At 67.5% G+C, this 17,863-nt stretch carries 13 protein-coding genes; 11 read left to right on the top strand and 2 right to left on the bottom strand.

What is annotated here, in order from left to right; genetic code table 11:
• Window positions 1-81: 81 nt before the first annotated feature.
• Window positions 82-2,448 carry a transglycosylase domain-containing protein gene (locus ACWGO0_RS01810; RefSeq protein ID WP_453526451.1) on the bottom strand — a complete coding sequence of 789 codons (2,367 nt, stop codon included), beginning with the start codon at window positions 2,446-2,448 and terminating at the stop codon, window positions 82-84.
• Window positions 2,449-2,547: 99 nt separating this feature from the next.
• On the opposite strand from ACWGO0_RS01810, the gene ACWGO0_RS01805 reads away from it, so the two are divergent.
• The 4 genes from ACWGO0_RS01805 (at window position 2,548) to ACWGO0_RS01790 (ending at window position 6,473) form a co-directional block, all read left to right on the top strand.
• The gene (locus ACWGO0_RS01805; RefSeq protein ID WP_453526448.1) at window positions 2,548-2,709 is read left to right on the top strand and encodes a hypothetical protein; all 162 of its coding nucleotides are present in this window, start codon (window positions 2,548-2,550) and stop codon (window positions 2,707-2,709) included.
• 507 nt (window positions 2,710-3,216) lie between these two features.
• Window positions 3,217-3,924, top strand: a complete 708-nt coding sequence (locus tag ACWGO0_RS01800) for a helix-turn-helix transcriptional regulator (RefSeq protein WP_453526445.1) — start codon at window positions 3,217-3,219, stop codon at window positions 3,922-3,924.
• Between the two features lie 62 nt (window positions 3,925-3,986).
• Window positions 3,987-5,069 (top strand): inositol-3-phosphate synthase, encoded by a 1,083-nt coding sequence (locus ACWGO0_RS01795; RefSeq protein ID WP_453526442.1) that lies wholly within the window; start codon window positions 3,987-3,989, stop codon window positions 5,067-5,069.
• A 123-nt stretch (window positions 5,070-5,192) separates the two neighbouring features.
• Window positions 5,193-6,473, top strand: coding sequence for an MFS transporter (locus ACWGO0_RS01790; protein ID WP_453526440.1), 1,281 nt, complete (start codon window positions 5,193-5,195; stop codon window positions 6,471-6,473).
• Window positions 6,474-6,615: 142 nt separating this feature from the next.
• Here ACWGO0_RS01790 and ACWGO0_RS01785 read toward each other — a convergent pair whose 3' ends face one another.
• On the bottom strand, window positions 6,616-8,058 hold the full coding sequence (locus ACWGO0_RS01785) for a CCA tRNA nucleotidyltransferase (RefSeq protein ID WP_453526437.1): 1,443 nt from the start codon (window positions 8,056-8,058) through the stop codon (window positions 6,616-6,618).
• A gap of 182 nt (window positions 8,059-8,240) precedes the next feature.
• Between ACWGO0_RS01785 and ACWGO0_RS01780 the strand changes: the two genes are divergently transcribed.
• The 7 genes from ACWGO0_RS01780 (at window position 8,241) to trxA (ending at window position 17,720) form a co-directional block, all read left to right on the top strand.
• Window positions 8,241-10,538: a DUF6049 family protein gene (locus ACWGO0_RS01780; RefSeq protein ID WP_453526434.1), complete on the top strand. Its 2,298-nt coding sequence runs from the start codon at window positions 8,241-8,243 to the stop codon at window positions 10,536-10,538.
• Between the two features lie 52 nt (window positions 10,539-10,590).
• The gene (gene murJ, locus ACWGO0_RS01775) at window positions 10,591-12,747 is read left to right on the top strand and encodes a murein biosynthesis integral membrane protein MurJ (protein ID WP_453526431.1); all 2,157 of its coding nucleotides are present in this window, start codon (window positions 10,591-10,593) and stop codon (window positions 12,745-12,747) included.
• Between the two features lie 129 nt (window positions 12,748-12,876).
• Complete coding sequence (locus ACWGO0_RS01770; RefSeq protein ID WP_453526428.1) at window positions 12,877-14,577, top strand: serine/threonine protein kinase; 1,701 nt, start codon at window positions 12,877-12,879, stop codon at window positions 14,575-14,577.
• A gap of 25 nt (window positions 14,578-14,602) precedes the next feature.
• A complete protein-coding gene (sigM, locus tag ACWGO0_RS01765) occupies window positions 14,603-15,307 on the top strand; it encodes an RNA polymerase sigma factor SigM (RefSeq protein ID WP_453526425.1) in 705 nt (234 codons plus the stop codon).
• Entirely contained in the window at window positions 15,304-16,248 is a 945-nt protein-coding gene (locus tag ACWGO0_RS01760) for a hypothetical protein (RefSeq protein WP_453526422.1), read from the top strand. Before sigM ends, ACWGO0_RS01760 begins: the two co-directional genes overlap by 4 nt.
• A 124-nt stretch (window positions 16,249-16,372) precedes the next feature.
• Complete coding sequence (gene trxB / locus ACWGO0_RS01755) at window positions 16,373-17,344, top strand: thioredoxin-disulfide reductase (protein WP_453526420.1); 972 nt, start codon at window positions 16,373-16,375, stop codon at window positions 17,342-17,344.
• 40 nt (window positions 17,345-17,384) lie between these two features.
• Entirely contained in the window at window positions 17,385-17,720 is a 336-nt protein-coding gene (gene trxA, locus ACWGO0_RS01750) for a thioredoxin (RefSeq protein ID WP_453526417.1), read from the top strand.
• Window positions 17,721-17,863: the final 143 nt, after the last annotated feature.

Raw genomic sequence — 17,863 nt, 5'->3', positions numbered from 1 at the left:
GGGCCGCCGCACCTGGTGGGTGCGGCGGCCCTCGCCGTCGTCTCTCAGGCAGGCCCGTCGCCGGGCGCTGTCCTACGGGGGCTATCCACCGCCCCCGAAGAACCCACCGTTCCCGTTTCCGTTCCCGCCGTTCCCGCTGCCGTCGGTCGTCGTTTCGCCCGTTGTGCCGGTCGTGTCGGTTCCGTCGGTGGTCCCGCCCGTATCGGTTCCGTCGGTCGTTCCCTCGGTGGTCGTCCCGCCGGTGTCCGTACCGGTGTTGGTACCGCCGTTGTTCTTGCAGTCCTCCGAGCCCCAGATGCCGCAGGTGTTACTCGGCGTGGGGGACGGGGAAGACGGCGTCGGCGTCGGCGACATGGTCGACGGCGTGGGAGACGGCGTCGGCGAAGCGGTGACGGTCGGCGTAGGCGTCGGGCTGGCCGCACCGCCGCCGTACATCTTGTCGCCCCACGGCTGCGGCTTCGGGAAGTTGATGACCTTCTGGCCCTTCATCGCCGCGGCCATGTAGTCGTGCCAGATCTGCGCCGGGAACGAGGCACCGTGGATCTGCTCCTCACCACCGGTGCCGTACATCTCGAGGAACTCGCGCTTCGTGTTCTTCTCGTTGTCGTCCAGGCGGAACATGCTGATGGCGGTGGACAGCTGCGGGGTGTAGCCGACGAACCACGCCGACCTGTTCCCGTCCGTCGTACCCGTCTTGCCCGCCACATCGCGGCCGGGCAGCTTGGCCGGCGTACCCGTCCCCTTCTCCACGACGTTCTTCAGCACATCGGTGACGTTGTCCGCGATGATCGGGTCGAGCGCACGCTTCTTCTTCGACTCGTGCTGGAAGACCGGCGAGCCCTTCTTCTTCACCTCGGTGACCGAGAAGGGTTCGCGCTGGATGCCACTGGTGGCGAACGTCGCGTACGAGCCTGCCATCCGGATGGCGCTCGGCGATGACGTACCGATGGAGAACGACGGAACCTTCGAGTCCGCCATGTAGTCGTCGTCGCGCAGCCCGACGTCCATGGCCACGTCCTTCACCTTGTCGGTGCCGACGTCCATACCGAGCTGCACGTAAGGGGAGTTGGCGGACTCTTGCATGGCGTAACGCAGATCGATATCGCCGTAGGACTGATCGCCGTCATTGGTCTGCCGCCACTGCTCCCCCTTCTCGTTCTGCCACACATCGCCGTTGTACTGCGTGATCTTCAGCAGGTTGTCGCCGTTGTAGATGCTCTTGGGGGAGACCGGCGTACGCTCCGACTCGCTCTGTTCCGCGTCGAGGGCGGGGTTGCGCTTCCCGTACTTCATCGCCGCTGCCAGCACGAAGGGCTTGAAGGTCGATCCGACCTGCGCACCGGTCGGATCGGCGTTGTTGGTGTAGTGCTTGGTCGCGTCCCGCCCGCCGTACGTGGCCACGATGGCACCGGTGGCCGGGTCGACCGACGCGCCACCGAACTGGACGTGGGTGTCCTTCTCTGGGCGCTTCTTCGCGTCGATGTTCGCCTTGTCGACGTCCTCGACGGCCTTCTTGAGCTGGTTGACCTTGTCCTCGTCGAAGGTCGTGTGGATCTCGTAGCCGCCCTGGGCGAGTTCGGCCGAGGTGATGTCGGTGTTATTGAGGACGTACGACTTGGCGAGGTCGACCAGGTAGCCGGTCTGACCGCCGAGCTGCGCGTCCTTCCGCGGCGGCAGCGGCATGGGGAACTCGTCGTACGTGGCGCGCTCCGCCTCCTCCATCCTGCCGTCCTTGACCTCCTCGTTGAGGATCCACCTCCAGCGGTCCTCCGCCCGCTCCCTGTTCTTCTCCTTCGTGGCCTTCACCGAGTCGACCTCGGGAACACCCGCCGGGTCGAAGTAGGTCGCGCCCTTGAGCAGAGTGGCCAGGAAAGCGCACTGGCTCGGGTCCAGGTCCTTCGCGTCCTTGTTGTAGTACGTGCGGGCCGCGGCCTGCAGACCCCAGGCGCCCCGGCCGTAGTACGAGACGTTGAGGTAGCCGGCCATGACGTCCTGCTTCTCCATCTGCCCACCGACCTTGAGGGTGATGAAGAGCTCCTTGAACTTCCGGCTGACGGTCTGGTCCTGGGTGAGCATCGAGTTCTTCACGTACTGCTGGGTGATGGTCGAGCCGCCCTGGGTCTCACCACCCTTGGCCATGTTGAACAGGGCTCGGGCGATACCCATGGGGTCGATGCCCTTGTCGTCTTCGAACGTCTTGTTCTCGGCCGAGATGACGGCGTTGCGCATCGCCTCCGGGATCTGCGCGTAGCTGATCACCTGGCGGTTGACCTCACCACCGGTGGCGACCATCTGCGTGTCGTCGGCCCAGTAGTAAACGTTGTTCTGGGCCGTGGCTGCGAGACTGACCTTCGGCTTCTCGACCATCGCGTACGCGACTCCGGCCACGCCCATCAGAAGACCGAGGAAGCTGAGACACACACCGGAGACGAGCTTCCAGGACGGCACCCAGCGGCGGAAGCCGTACTTCCCGGAGCGCGGGTAGTCGATGAAGCGTTTCTTGCCCGGGGCGCCACCTGCGCCGCCCCGGCCTCGGCCAGGGCCGTCGTGGCCGCCTCCACCGCTTCCGCCACGACGGCGGCCGGCGCCTCCGGCTCCGGAGCTGAGCTCTTCGGCGCCTCTTCGGCGTCCCCCGCCGCGCTGGGCAGCGCGACGGGCCTCGGCACGACTTCCGTACTGGCGTTCCTCGCCGTACGAGTCGGACGGTGATTCGTTGGTTACGCTGCGTGACGGTGTTGCGCGACGTCCTGCAGGCTGGGCGGCTCGTCTGGCCGCTGCGCGTCCGCCACCTTGCGGCTGGGACGTTTTGCGACGGTGCTCGCTCATCGAACGACTACTCCTCGGGCAGGCGAGAGCGCCTGGAAGCGGCAGTTGAGATCCGGTCCCCCCGAATTACGGACAAACCCTGCGGAGGGCTCACCCGCAGTGCATCCGGCAGTCCGCGAAGACTGACGCTCGGGAGCGCCACACGGTTCCCGGTGGTCTGCATCCCGCCCAGAGTACGCACGGTCAAAACACACCTAGCGCCGAACTTCACCCCAAATAACGCAAGTCGCTTCCTACGAATTGGTGATGTGACGCCGCTCACGAAGGTCGCCCTTGTCGAAGCGGGCCGACCAATCTATCGTGCTGATGTATCGAGTCGATACATCAGCACGGCATACGTTCCACTCAAGAGCTCCGCGGGAGCACACGGAGAAGGAAGGGCAGGCGAAGGTGAGCAGACGCTCAGGCATCCTCGAATTCGCCGTACTCGGCCTGCTCCGCGAATCCCCGATGCATGGGTACGAGCTGCGCAAGCGCCTCAACACCTCGCTGGGGATCTTTCGCGCCTTCAGTTACGGCACTCTCTACCCCTGCCTCAAGACGCTGGTCGCCCATGGCTGGTTGATCGAAGAACCGGGAAATGCTCCGGCAGACCTTCCTCCCACCACGGGCCGGGCGGTCGCTCCCGCGTCTTCACTCGCAGGACGCCGGGCCAAGATCGTCTACCGGTTGACGGCAGAAGGTAAGGAGCACTTCGAGGAGCTGCTCTCGCACACCGGCCCGGACGCCTGGGAGGACGAGCACTTCGCGGCTCGTTTCGCCTTCTTCGGGCAGACGGAGCGGGAAGTGCGGATGCGTGTGCTGGAGGGTCGCCGCAGCAGGCTCGAGGAGCGTCTCGAGAAGATGCGCGCCTCGTTCGCCCGCACCCGTGAACGACTCGACGACTACACGCTTGAGCTGCAGCGACACGGCATGGAGTCCGTGGAGCGCGAAGTGCGCTGGCTGAACGAGCTCATCGAGAGCGAGCGGTCGGGACGGGATCAGCGAAGGTCCTCGACCGAAGGTTCTGCTCAACAGGACACATCAGGAGAGACGGGCGGCCTGCCCCGGCACCGGGATTCCACCCGGCCGGATCCGTCCGACGACACCACCAAGTGAAAACCCCCGCAGGTCCGCAAGGTCCGACGGGGAACACCGAGAACACACAGGGAGCAATCGGCATGGGTTCGGTTCGCGTAGCAATCGTTGGCGTGGGCAACTGCGCCGCCTCGCTGGTTCAGGGCGTCGAGTACTACAAGGACGCCGATCCGGCCGGCAAGGTGCCCGGTCTGATGCACGTCCAGTTCGGCGAGTACCACGTCAGCGATGTCGAGTTCGTCGCCGCCTTCGATGTCGACGCGAAGAAGGTCGGCCTCGACCTCGCGGACGCCATCGGCGCCAGCGAGAACAACACCATCAAGATCGCCGATGTGCCGAACACGGGCGTGACCGTTCAGCGCGGCCACACCCATGACGGTCTGGGCAAGTACTACCGCGAGACGATCGAGGAGTCGGCCGAGGCCCCGGTCGACATCGTCCAGGTCCTCAAGGACAAGCAGGTCGACGTCCTCGTCTGCTACCTGCCCGTCGGTTCCGAGGTCGCTGCGAAGTTCTACGCGCAGTGCGCCATCGACGCCAAGGTCGCGTTCGTCAACGCCCTCCCGGTCTTCATCGCCGGCACCAAGGAGTGGGCGGACAAGTTCACCGAGGCCGGTGTCCCGATCGTCGGCGACGACATCAAGTCCCAGGTCGGCGCCACCATCACGCACCGCGTGATGGCGAAGCTCTTCGAGGACCGCGGTGTCGTCCTGGACCGCACCATGCAGCTGAACGTCGGCGGCAACATGGACTTCAAGAACATGCTCGAGCGTGAGCGCCTGGAGTCCAAGAAGATCTCGAAGACGCAGGCCGTCACCTCGCAGATCCGCGACCGCGAGCTGGGTGCGGACAACGTCCACATCGGTCCGTCGGACTACGTGGCCTGGCTGGACGACCGCAAGTGGGCGTACGTGCGCCTCGAGGGCCGTGCCTTCGGTGACGTTCCGCTGAACCTTGAGTACAAGCTCGAGGTGTGGGACTCCCCGAACTCCGCGGGTGTCATCATCGACGCCGTGCGCGCAGCGAAGATCGCCAAGGACCGCGGCATCGGCGGCCCGATCCTCTCCGCGTCCTCGTACTTCATGAAGTCCCCGCCGGTGCAGTACTTCGACGACGAGGCCGCGGCCAACGTCGAGAAGTTCATCGCGGGCGAGGTCGAGCGCTGAGCAGCCGTTCACGGCGCACAGCATCACCGGGGCGATGAGCAGTAGCCGCTTCTCCCCATCCACACGTTGAGGGTCCCTGGGCAATCCGCCCAGGGACCCTCAACGTGTGTGACGCTTGCTCACATGCCTGTCGTGCGTGATCTGCGCGTACTCCTGCGCCTTCGGAACTTCCGTCGTCTTCTCGCCGTACGGCTTCTGTCCCAGTCGGCCGACGGCGTCTATCAGGTCGCTCTGGCCACGCACGTCGTCTTCTCCCCGGAGAACCAGGCGACGCCCGGCGCCATCGCCTCCGCCATGGCGGTGCTGCTGCTGCCGTACTCACTGGTGGGCCCTTTCGCCGGCGTCCTCCTGGACCGCTGGCCACGCCGTCAGGTCTTCCTGTACGGGAATCTGCTGCGGGCAGCCCTCGCCTGCTGCACGGCCTTGCTGATTCTCAGCTCCGTACCCAGCTGGCTCTTCTACGTCTCCGCCCTCTGCGTCACAGCGGTCAATCGCTTCGTGCTCGCCGGGCTTTCGGCGGCCCTCCCACGCGTTGTCGACGCCGACCGGCTCGTCGTCGCCAACTCCCTCTCACCGACGGCCGGCACGCTGGCAGCGGCTGCGGGCGGCGGCCTCGCCTTCGCCGTGCGCCTGCTGGCCGACGGGTCCGATGCCGCGGTGGTCCTGCTGGGCGCGACGCTGTATCTCATCTCGGCCGTGACTTCCCTGAGCCTGCCCCGGCGGCTGCTCGGTCCCGACGAGGACGCGAGCCGTCTGCGGGTCCGTGAGGCACTGGTCATCACCGCCCGCGGCCTCGCCGCCGGGCTGCGCCATCTGGCCGAGCGGAAGGACGCTGCCCGCGCTCTGGCCGCCATGACGGTGATGCGCTTCTGCTACGGGGCGCTGACTGTGATGGTGCTGATGCTGTGCCGGTACGCGTGGTCCGACACCGAGTCCGATGGGCTGGCTCTGCTGGGGCTGGCCCTGGGCGCTTCCGCGACGGGGTTCTTCGTGGCCGCGGTGGTGACTCCCTGGGCCGTGGGGCGTCTGGGCCGGTACGGCTGGATGGCCCTGTGCGCGGGCGCCGCCGCTGTCCTGGAGCCGGCGCTGGCGCTGCCCTTCGCGCTCGGACCGATACTGATCGCGGCATTCGTGCTCGGGCTCGTCACGCAGGGAGCGAAGATCACCACGGACACGGTGGTGCAGACCTCCGTGGACGACGCCTTCCGCGGCAGGGTCTTCTCCCTCTACGACGTGCTGTTCAATGTCGGCTTCGTCGGCGCGGCGGGGGCGTCCGCTCTGCTGCTGCCCGCTGACGGGCGATCGGTCACCGTGGTGATCGGGGTGGCCGTGCTCTACGCGTCCGTCGCCGTGGCGATGTTGCGGTGGAGGCACGTCAGGGGAGTGCTGAGCGAGTCTCCATAGCGTCGCGGGGCTCCATGTTCGAGGGCGCTGAATGTCGGGGGCTCCGAATAACGCCGAGGGCGCTGTTTCACGTGAAACAGCGCCCTCGACCCATCCGGTGCCGGTCATGTTTCACGTGAAACATGACCGGCACCGGCAGCGGCTAGCTCTGCGCCGCCCACCACTCCTTGAGAGCGGCGATGGCCGCATCGCGCTCCATCGGCCCGTTCTCCAGCCGCAGCTCCAGCAGGAACGTGTACGCCTTACCGATCACTGGCCCCGGACCGACCGCCAGGATCTCCATGATCTCGTTGCCGTCCAGGTCGGGCCGGATCGAATCGAGCTCCTCCTGCTCCTGCAACTGGGCGATGCGCTCCTCAAGGCCGTCATAGGTCCGCGAGAGAGCGTTCGCCTTGCGCTTGTTGCGCGTGGTGCAGTCCGACCGCGTCAGCTTGTGCAGACGCTCCAGGAGGGGACCGGCGTCGCGCACGTACCTGCGGACCGCCGAATCGGTCCACTCCCCATCGCCGTAGCCGTGGAAGCGCAGATGCAGCTCCACGAGCTTCGAGACGTCCTTGACCATGTCGTTGGAGTACTTGAGGTCGGTCATCCGCTTCTTGGTCATCTTCGCGCCGACCACCTCGTGGTGGTGGAAGGAGACCCGGCCGTCCTTCTCGAAGCGACGCGTCCGCGGCTTCCCGATGTCGTGCAGCAGAGCGGCGAGCCTAAGGACGAGGTCGGGCCCGTCCTCTTCCAGGTCGATGGCCTGCTCAAGGACGGTGAGCGAATGCTCGTAGACGTCCTTGTGGCGGTGATGCTCGTCACTCTCCAGCCGCAGGGCGGGAAGCTCCGGCATCACGTGGTCCGCCAGACCTGTGTCGACCAGCAGCCCCAGTCCCTTGCGCGGGTGTGCGGAGACGAGCAGTTTGTTGAGCTCTTCGCGGACCCGCTCGGCCGAGACGATCTCGATGCGCCCAGACATGTCGGTCATCGCCGCGACGACGTCGGGGGCCACCTCGAAGTCCAACTGTGCGGCGAACCTCGCCGCACGCAGCATGCGCAGCGGGTCGTCGGAGAAGGACTCCTCCGGGGTTCCCGGGGTGCGCAGCACGCGCTCCGCGAGGTCCTTCAGGCCGTCGTGCGGGTCGATGAACTCCTTCTGCGGCAGAGCGACAGCCATCGCGTTGACCGTGAAGTCCCGCCGTACGAGGTCTTCCTCGATGGAGTCGCCGTAGGAGACCTCGGGCTTGCGCGAGGCCCTGTCGTACGCCTCCGACCGGTACGTCGTGACCTCGACCTGGTATCCGTCCTTCTGGGACCCGACGGTGCCGAAGGCGATTCCGACCTCCCACACCGAGTCCGCCCACGGCCGGACGATCTTGAGTACGTCCTCGGGGCGGGCGTCGGTCGTGAAGTCCAGGTCGTTCCCAAGCCTGCCGAGCAGCGCGTCACGGACCGAGCCACCGACCAGGGCGAGGCTGAATCCAGCCTCCTGGAATCGGCGGGCGAGGTCGTCGGCGACCGGGGACACTCGCAGCAGTTCACTGACTGCGCGGTGCTGCACCTGGCTCAGTGCACTGGCGTTGTCTTCGTTGGCATTCGGCACAACAGAAAAGGGTACGTGCACCGACCGGCCCGGGCGTCATCGTTTCTTCGGACCCTGCGAGACTCTCCCGATCATGTGGCGCAGTCCCCAGCACTTAGCTCCGGCGCACATCGTTACCATGCGGGGACGCAAGGACCGACAACGATCGACAGCAGTGACGACGACGAGGGACGGGTAGGCGCGTGGCCGAGGCGGCAGACTTTCAGGGGATGAGTCCCGCTCCTGCCCGCCGGTGGCTGCGGCGTACGGCCTCCTTGCTCATCGGGGCGCCGCTGCTGGCGGGCCTCCTCAGCGGTCCCACAGCGCCTGCGGCGCAGGCCGCGGAGCCCGTGAAAGCCCCCACCGGCGCCGGCACCGTCGCGGTGTCCCTCGACACACTGGCCCCCAGTGCGCCAGTGAAAGGCGACACACTCACCGTCTCCGGCACCCTGACGAACAAGGGCAGGGAGACGATCACCAACGCGGAGATCGATCTTCGTGTGGGACCGAAGCTGTCCGGCAGGACCGCGATCGACGACGCCGCCAAGCGCACCGGGTACGTACCGGGAGTCGATCCGGCTCCGCTCGGCGGCAAGTACACGTTGAAGACCGCCAATCTGCGGTCGGGCATCAGCCAGGACTTCGAGTTCTCCGTGCCCGTCAACAAACTGCCGCTGGACGACGCGGGCGTCTACCAGCTCGGAGTCTCGCTCTCTGGTCAGACCGCCCGCGCGCGCTATGACCATGTGCTGGGACTTCAGCGCACCTTCCTTCCCTGGCAGCCCAAGGAAAGCGACGGCAAGACCAAGCTGACGTACCTCTGGCCGCTCATCGCCTCCGCGCACGTCAGCGCCGAGACGGGCTCGGACGAACAGCAGACACCGGTCTTCTCCGACGACGACCTCGCGGCCGAGCTCGCTCCGGGCGGGCGGCTGGAACAGCTGGTCTCGCTGGGCCGTCAGCTCCCGGTGACCTGGGTCATCGACCCGGATCTGCTCGCCACGGTCGACGCGATGACGAAGAACTACCGGATCAAGGTCGGCGACACCACGGTCGCGGGGACGAACCAGGACGTCGCCAAGAAGTGGCTGACGGCGCTCGGAGCGGCGGTGGAGGACGGCAAGGTGATCGCGCTGCCGTTCGCCGACCCCGATCTGGCGTCGATCGCGCACCGGGGCAAGACAGTCACGGGCACCCTCAGCCACCTTCAGACCGCCACCGAAGTGGCGGGGACGACGGTGGAGACCATCCTCCACGTGAAGCCGTCCACCGACTTCGCCTGGCCGGTGGAGGGTGCGGTCGATCCGTCGATCGTCGACGTCGCCACCTCGGCCGGCGCGCACAACGTGATCGCCCGCAGCGACAGCCTCGGGGAATCCGACAGCCTCCTCTACACACCGACCGCGGCCCGGCCGATCGGCGGCGGCACCACTGCCGTCGTCGCGGACCACCGGCTCTCGACGGCGTTCAAGGGCGACATGTCGCACGCCGGGGACTCCACACTCGCCGTCCAGAGGTTCCTGGCGCAGACGCTGGCGCTCACGGAGCAGGATCCCAAGAAGCAGCGCAGCATCGTCGTCGCCCCCCAGCGCACTCCCAGTGCCTCCCAGGCGCAGTCGATGGCCGACTCCCTGCGCGCGCTCACCGACGAGCGCTGGACGCAGCCGATCGACCTGACGGCCGCGGCCGAGGAGAAGCCCGACGCGCAGGCCACGACCAAGGTGCCCGGGTCATCCCAGTACCCGAAGAAGCTGCGCAGCCAGGAACTCCCCACCCAGGCGTTCCAGGACATCAGGACCACCAAGGAATCGCTCAACAGCTTCCAGGTCATCCTCACCCAGCCCGACCGGGTGGTGACCCCCTTCGGGAACGCGATCAACCGCTCCATGTCGACGTCGTGGCGCGGCAGGCCCCTGGAGGCGCAGCGGTACCGTGACTCGGTACGCACATACCTGCGTAGCCTCACCAGCGAGGTCCAGCTCATCGCGAAGTCGGACGTCACCCTGTCCGGCCGGAGCGCGACGATTCCCGTCACGGTCCAGAACAAGCTGGTGCAGGGCGTCGACCACCTGGTGCTCCGGCTGACGTCGGAGAACGCGACCCGGCTGAAGCTCAACGACGGCGGCGCCGTGGCGGAGCAGCCCGTCAAGATCGCGGGCGGTCACAGTCAGTCCGTGAAATTCGATGCCGCGGCCAATGTCAACGGGCAGGTGCAGGTCACCGCTCGACTGTTCACCGAGGACGGCACACCGTACGGCGAAGAAATGACCTTCACGGTGAAGATCTCCGAGGTCACGCCGACCGTGCTGCTCGTCATCGCGGGCGGACTGCTGTTGCTGGTCCTCGCAGGCATCAGGATGTACACACACCGCAAGCGCACCATCGCAAGCGACACAACGGAGGACAACGGCGGCGAACCCGAGCAGCCGAGTGACCCGACGCCGGACACTGGTCCGGAAAGCGGGGACCCGTCAGGAACGGGTGAGAAAGTGGACCGTTGAGCAGCGATGTCTGTCGTGGCCGGTCGGCCGGGGACGATGAGGTGGGGTTTCGATGAACGCGCCGTACGACGGTGACCGCGGCCAGGGTGCGGGCGGAGGTGGGTCTCCCGGTGGGCCGGCGGTCCCTCCGGACGGCTACGAGAGCCCGACGCCCCCCGATCCGTACCTTCAGCAGGCCTACGACCACGATCCCTACCAGGCTCAGGACCTCGCGGCCCAGGACCCGGTGACCGAAGCGCTGTACGACCGCGCCTCGCACCCGCCGCCGGCCCCGGGCACGTTCCAGGAGCCGCAGCCCCTCTACCAGCAGCCGCCGGCGGCGCCGTACGCCCCGGACCCCCGTCTGTGGGCCCAGACCCCGGCCCCCGAGCCGGACGGCCCCTCCCGCCATCTTCCGTACGGTGACAATGCGGCGACCACTCAGTTCGTCGGAGTGGACGACCTGGTCACCCGCGCGTCCGACGACCGCGAGGAACCGGACGCGTTCGCTCACCTCTTCCGCGACCAGGAGGGCTCAGGAAGGCCGTCCGGTACGCCGGAGCCCGAACCGGCCCCGGCTCCCGTCCCGCCCAAGTCCGGCGGCCGGGCCTCCGGAATACTGAAGTCCAGCGCGCTGATGGCGGCCGGCACCCTGGTGTCGCGGCTCACCGGCTTCGTACGAAGCCTGGTGATCACCGCCGCCCTGGGTGCGGCGGTGCTCGGTGACGTCTTCACCATCGCGTACACCCTGCCCACGATGATCTACATCCTTACCGTGGGTGGCGGACTGAACTCGGTGTTCGTCCCCCAGCTCGTCCGCTCCATGAAGGACGACGAGGACGGCGGCGAGGCATTCGCGAACCGGTTGCTGACCCTCGTGATGGTCGCGCTGGGCGTGATCGTCGCCGTTTCGGTGTTCGCGGCACCCTGGCTGATCGGCATGATGTCGCAGACGATCGCGGGGAACTCTGACGCCAACAACGTGGCCGTCACCTTCGCCAGGTACTGCCTGCCGACCATCTTCTTCATGGGCATCCATGTCGTGATGGGCCAGATTCTCAACGCCCGCGGAAAGTTCGGCGCGATGATGTGGACCCCGGTCCTCAACAACGTCGTCATGATCTTCACGTTCGGTCTGTTCATCTGGGTCTACGGCACCTCGGGCGAGTCCGCTATGGACGTCACGACGATCCCCGACGAGGGCATCCGGCTCCTCGGGATCGGCACACTGCTCGGTCTGGTCGTCCAGGCACTCGCCATGTTGCCGTACCTGCGTGAGGCCGGCTTCCGCTTCCGTCCGCGCTTCGACTGGCGGGGCCACGGGCTCGGAAAGACGGTCAAGCTGGCCAAGTGGACCGTCCTGTTCGTGCTGGCCAACCAGGCGGGCGTACTGGTCGTCACCCAGCTGGCCACCTCGGCGCAAGCCGCGTCCGGCAAGGACGGGACCGGCTTCCTCGCCTACTCGAACGCCCAGCTGATCTGGGGCATGCCGCAGGCCATCATCACCGTCTCGGTCATGGCCGCTCTGCTCCCCCGTATCTCCCGGGCCGCCCACGACAACGATCCCGGTGCGGTCCGCGACGATATCTCCCAGGGACTGCGCAACTCGGCCGTGGCCATCGTGCCGGTCGCCTTCACCTTCCTGGCGCTCGGCCTGCCCATGTGCACCCTGCTGTACGCGTCCAGCGGCACCGAATCCGCCCGTTCCATGGGCTTCATCCTGATGGCGTTCGGCCTCGGCCTCATCCCGTACTCCGTTCAGTACGTCGTGCTGCGCGGCTTCTACGCGTACGAGGACACCCGGACCCCCTTCTACAACACCGTCATCGTCGCCGCGGTCAACGCAGCCGCCTCCGCCCTCTGCTACGTGCTCCTTCCGGCCCAGTGGGCTGTCGTCGGCATGGCCGCCTCGTACGGGCTGGCCTACGCCGTGGGCGTCGGCATCGCCTGGCGCCGACTGCGCAACCGGCTGGGCGGCGATCTGGACGGCGCCCGCATCGTGCGCACCTACGCCCGCCTCTGCCTGGCCGCGGTGCCCGCGGCCATCGTCGGCGGCGGTATCGGATTCGCTCTCCTGACCGCCCTCGGCGAGGGTGCCCTCGGTTCACTCGTCGCGCTGGTCTGCGGCAGCATCGTGCTGCTGGGAGTCTTCTTCCTGGCCGCCAAGAAGATGCGCATCGAAGAACTCAACGGCATGGTCGGCATGGTCCGGGGTCGGCTCGGACGGTAAAGGGGACGCCGGCCGCACAACCATCGCCGGACACCGCGTGTCGTGCATAGCGCCGGAGTGTGGGCACAATTGGCGTGACTGTGCAGAGCCGGCTGGCATCGCTCAACGGATGGGGAGGCAGGAACGACGGTGGCGGAACGTAGCACGGCTGCCGTCGACGTGGCCGACAACGGCGGCAACGAGCCGCTGACCGCCAAGGCGGACGAGGCCACGACCGACGGGACCGCGGAACCCCAGGACACAGCAGGCGTGAGCCCCAAGCGTGCGGACAGCGGGCGGGACGGCTCACGCGCCATTCCCCCGGCGCCCGATGTGCACAGTGGCCACAAACTCGCCGGACGCTATCGCCTCGAAGAGTGCGTCACCCGTCTGGACGGATTCAGCAGCTGGCGCGCCGTGGACGAGAAGCTGCGCCGTGCGGTCGGGGTGCACCTCCTCCCCGCCGACCACCCGCGTGCCCGCTCCGTGCTGGCCGCCGCCCGGTCCTCCGCTCTGCTCGGTGACCCGCGCTTCGTACAGGTGCTGGACGCCGTCGAGGAGGACGACCTCGTCTACGTCGTCCATGAATGGCTTCCGGACGCCACGGAGCTCACCGCTCTGCTGGCCTCGGGACCGCTGGAGGCCCACGACGCCTACCAGCTCGTCAGCCAGGTCTCGCAGGCGATGGCAGCCGCTCATCGTGAGGGTCTCGCACATCTGAGGCTCACTCCCGGTGCGGTGCTGCGCAGCTCGACCGGGCAGTACCGGATTCGCGGCCTCGCCGTGAACGCCGCCCTGCGCGGCATCACCGCGGAGCGCCCGCTGCGCACGGACACCGAAGCCATCGGTGCGCTGCTCTATGCCGCACTGACCCATCGCTGGCCCTACGAGGACGACGCCTACGGACTTTCGGGGCTTCCCAAGGGCGTCGGTCTGATCTCCCCCGATCAGGTGCGGGCAGGTGTCCACCGCGGGCTCTCCGAGATCGCCATGCGGGCGCTCGCCAACGACGGTGCGACCGCCTCAAGGCAGGAGCAGCCCTGCACCACGCCGGACGAGCTGGCCAAGGCCGTCGCGGCCATGCCGCGCATCCTGCCGCCGGAACCGACGTTCACCGCACCGCCCGAGTACCAGCGCACGACCTACCAGCAGGGCACGTACGGGCGCCCGTCAGCCCGTCCGAACCAGGCGACCCAGCCCGTGATGGCCGCGCCGCCGCCCCCTCTGCAGAGCCGCACGGGCAGGGTTCTGAAATGGGCCGTGTCCGCCCTTCTGATCGCGGCGCTCGGTCTGGGCAGCTGGCAGCTGGCCGAGACGGTCCTCGACCGGGGCAAGGACCCCGTGGACCCGGGCACCACCCAGACGACGCCGGAAGACGACAAGAACAACAACGAGAACGAAGCCGGCAAGCCCGTCTCCATCGTCGGGGCCCGGGACTTCGACCCGCTCGGGGACGGCTCGGAGAAGCCCGCCACGATACAGAACGTGCACGACGGTGATTCCTCCACCTTCTGGCACACGGACGGCTACGCCTCCGCCGACTTCGGCAGGCTCAAGGACGGCGCCGGGGTCGTTCTCGACCTTGGCAAGGTCCAGCAGGTCGGGACCGTGGATGTCTCCTTCCTCGGCGGCACCACCTCCGTGGAGCTCCGGACGACGGAAAGCTCGTCGGTGCCCGCGCTTCCCGGTGGTTTCACCAAGGTCGCCGACGGATCAGGTACGAAGGTGTCCCTCAAGCCCGACGAACCGGTGAAGGCGCGGTACGTTCTGGTCTGGCTGACCAATCTGCCGCTGGGTGGCGACGACGGACGATTCCGCGGCAAGGTCTCGGACATCAAGATCACCAACTGACTGCACCAGGGGAGGGGGCTCACCGTTGGACAACGCCAGATTCGCCGACACGAACGACCAGGATCTCCTGGCCCAGCACGTCGCAGGCGATCCGGACGCCTTCGGCGAGCTCGTGCGGCGGCATCGTGACCGGCTCTGGGCCGTGGCCCTGCGTACGCTCGGCGACCGCGAGGAAGCCGCTGACGCGGTCCAGGACGCGCTGATATCCGCCTTCCGCGCCGCCCACACCTTCCGCGGCCAGTCCGCGGTCACCACGTGGCTGCACCGCATCACCGTCAACGCCTGCCTCGATCGTGCGCGCAAGGCCGCCTCTCGCAAGACAGCCCCGGTCGACGACGCCGACCGGCTCGACCAGCTCCTGGAACCGCACGAGTCCGCCGAGGCGCCCGCCGAACGCCAGGATCTGCACCGCGAGCTCCTCGCCGCCCTGGCCAAACTGCCCGTGGAACAACGCGCCGCACTCGTGCTCGTCGACATGCAGGGTTACCCGGTCGCCGAGGCCGCGCGCATCCTCGACGTCCCGACCGGCACCGTGAAAAGCCGCTGTGCGCGGGGGCGGGCGAGACTGGTCCCCATGCTCACCCATCTGCGCGGTGATGCCAGGGATAGCGGGGACCACACAGTGGGAAGGAACCGCACGCAGGGGACATCCGTCCCACCGGCGTCGGGACCTAGAGATGCAGGGACAAGCGATCCTGCTGCTGCGAAGGGAGGAGGTGGGCGCTCGTGACTTCCACGGCCGACATGGATCAGCACCCGGACGTCTCGGAGATCTCGGATCTCACTGAGGGACTTCTCTCCGCCTCCCGCACGGCGGACGTCCGCGACCACATCGACGGATGTGCGCTCTGCGACGACGTCCAGACCTCTCTGGAGGAGATCCGCAGCCTTCTCGGGACCCTGCCCGGCTCCCAGCGGATGCCCGACGATGTCGCCGGCCGTATCGATGCCGCGCTCGCCGCCGAAGCACTCCTGAATTCCACCGCTCCCGTTGAAGCCGACTCTGTTTCACGTGAAACAGAGCCCGCTGCCGAGGAGACCACCGGTTCGAAGACCACCCCGGCCGACCGCCCGGCAGGACGGCCCAGGGGCGCGACCGGCCCCAGTGGTCGTCCCGGCCGCCGTCGGCGCCGCACGGCAGTGCTCGGTGCGGCCTTCGGGGCAGCGGTCGTCGGCGTGAGCGTCTTCCTGCTGCAGTCCGTTCAGACACCCAACGGTTCGGATTCCGCCTCCAAGATGGCGGACAGCAGTTCCAGCGCAGCCGAGGACAGTGCACACACCTTCTCGGAGAGCACGCTGGAGGGTCGCGTCAACGCCATCCTCAGCGCTGCAAAGCCTTCAGAGGTCCCGGGCGGCGAGAAGAGAGAGCCGACCGTCGACTCACAGGTGACCCCCGAGGTGTCTTCCGAGGACCCCGCCACGCCCAGGAGCACCCTGCGCGCACCCACCGCGACCGTCCCTCCCTGCGTACAGCAGGGCACCGGCCGTAGCACTCCGCCCCTGGCCGCGGAACAAGGCAACTACCAGGGAAGGGCCGCCTACCTCGTCGTCCTGCCCGACTCGACGGACTCCTCGCGCGTGCAGGCGTATGTCGTCGATGCGGCCTGCGTCGACGCCACGCCTGCGACAAAGGGACGGTTGCTCCTCACCGACTCCTACGCCCGCTCCTGAACACCGCGCCGAATGCCGCGGCACGTCGGGAATGCAAGGCCCGTAGGATCCGTTGGGTGGGGTGAGAGTCGTTGAACCGGCCCCAGTAGGCAGTAGGCAGTCTGCAGAGACGAGGAAGACACCAGTGAGCGACGTCCGTAATGTGATCATCATCGGTTCCGGGCCGGCCGGTTACACCGCCGCCCTGTACACGGCTCGCGCGTCGCTGAAGCCGCTGGTGTTCGAGGGCGCCGTCACCGCCGGTGGTGCTCTGATGAACACCACCGACGTGGAGAACTTCCCGGGCTTCCAGGACGGCATCATGGGCCCCGAGCTCATGGACAACATGCGCGCCCAGGCCGAGCGCTTCGGTGCGGAGCTCATCCCCGATGACGTGGTCGCAGTCGACCTGACCGGCGACATCAAGACCGTCACGGACACGGTGGGCACGGTCCACCGCGCCAAGGCCGTCATCATCACCACCGGTTCCCAGCACCGCAAGCTCGGCCTGCCCAACGAGGACGCGCTCTCCGGACGCGGCGTCTCCTGGTGCGCGACCTGTGACGGGTTCTTCTTCAAGGACCAGGACATCGCCGTAGTGGGCGGCGGCGACACGGCGATGGAGGAAGCAACCTTCCTCAGCCGCTTCGCCAAGTCCGTCACGATCGTCCACCGCCGCGACTCCCTGCGTGCCTCCAAGGCCATGCAGGACCGTGCCTTCGCCGACCCGAAGATCAAGTTCGCCTGGGACAGCGAGGTCGCCGCGGTCCACGGCGAGCAGAAGCTCTCCGGTCTGACGCTGCGCAACACGAAGACGGGCGAGACCTCGGAGCTCCCGGTGACCGGCCTGTTCATCGCAGTCGGCCACGACCCGCGCACCGAGCTCTTCAAGGGCCAGCTCGACCTCGACGACGAGGGCTACCTCCAGGTCGAAGCGCCCTCGACGCGCACCAACCTGTCGGGAGTGTTCGGCGCCGGAGACGTCGTCGACCACACCTACCGGCAGGCCATCACGGCCGCCGGTACCGGATGCTCCGCCGCTCTCGACGCCGAGCGCTTCCTTGCCGCACTCGCCGACGAGAAGGCCGCCGAACCGGAGAAGACCCCCGCGGTCTGACCCACCCCACCCCACACCCCGCGAAGTTAAGGAGGCCGCCGTGGCCGGCGACCTGAAGAACGTGACCGACGACACCTTCGACGAGGTAGTCCTCAACAGCAAGAAGCCCGTACTGGTGGACTTCTGGGCCGCTTGGTGCGGTCCGTGCCGTCAGATCGCCCCCTCGCTGGAGGCAATCGCGGCCGAGCACGGGGACCAGATCGAGATCGTCAAGCTCAACATCGACGAGAACCCGGCCACCGCCGCCAAGTACGGCGTGATGTCCATCCCGACGCTCAACGTCTACCAGGGCGGCGAGGTCGCCAAGACCATCGTCGGCGCCAAGCCGAAGGCCGCGATCCTCCGCGACCTCGAAGCCTTCATCGGTGAGCAGTAGGCAGCGCACTCTGTTTCACGTGAAACGGAAACGGGCCCACCCCTCGGGGGGGGGCCCCGTTGCCGTTTTATGCCAACAGATAACATATGCCCCAGCACCGGGTGCCTCTTAAACACGCCCCCCAAAATTTACAATGCCCCGTA

This window comes from Streptomyces sp. NPDC055749, assembly GCF_053617235.1.
The sequence above is the reverse complement of the archived record's forward strand: the minus strand, read 5'-3'. Positions and strand labels throughout refer to the sequence as shown.

Excerpts from the sequence above, each read along its gene's own strand:
- ACWGO0_RS01795 (WP_453526442.1), top strand. The coding sequence starts at position 3,987 with ATGGGTTCGGTTCGCGTAGCAATCGTTGGCGTGGGCAACTGCGCCGCC.
- ACWGO0_RS01790 (WP_453526440.1), top strand. The coding sequence starts at position 5,193 with ATGCCTGTCGTGCGTGATCTGCGCGTACTCCTGCGCCTTCGGAACTTC.
- murJ (WP_453526431.1), top strand. The coding sequence starts at position 10,591 with ATGAACGCGCCGTACGACGGTGACCGCGGCCAGGGTGCGGGCGGAGGT.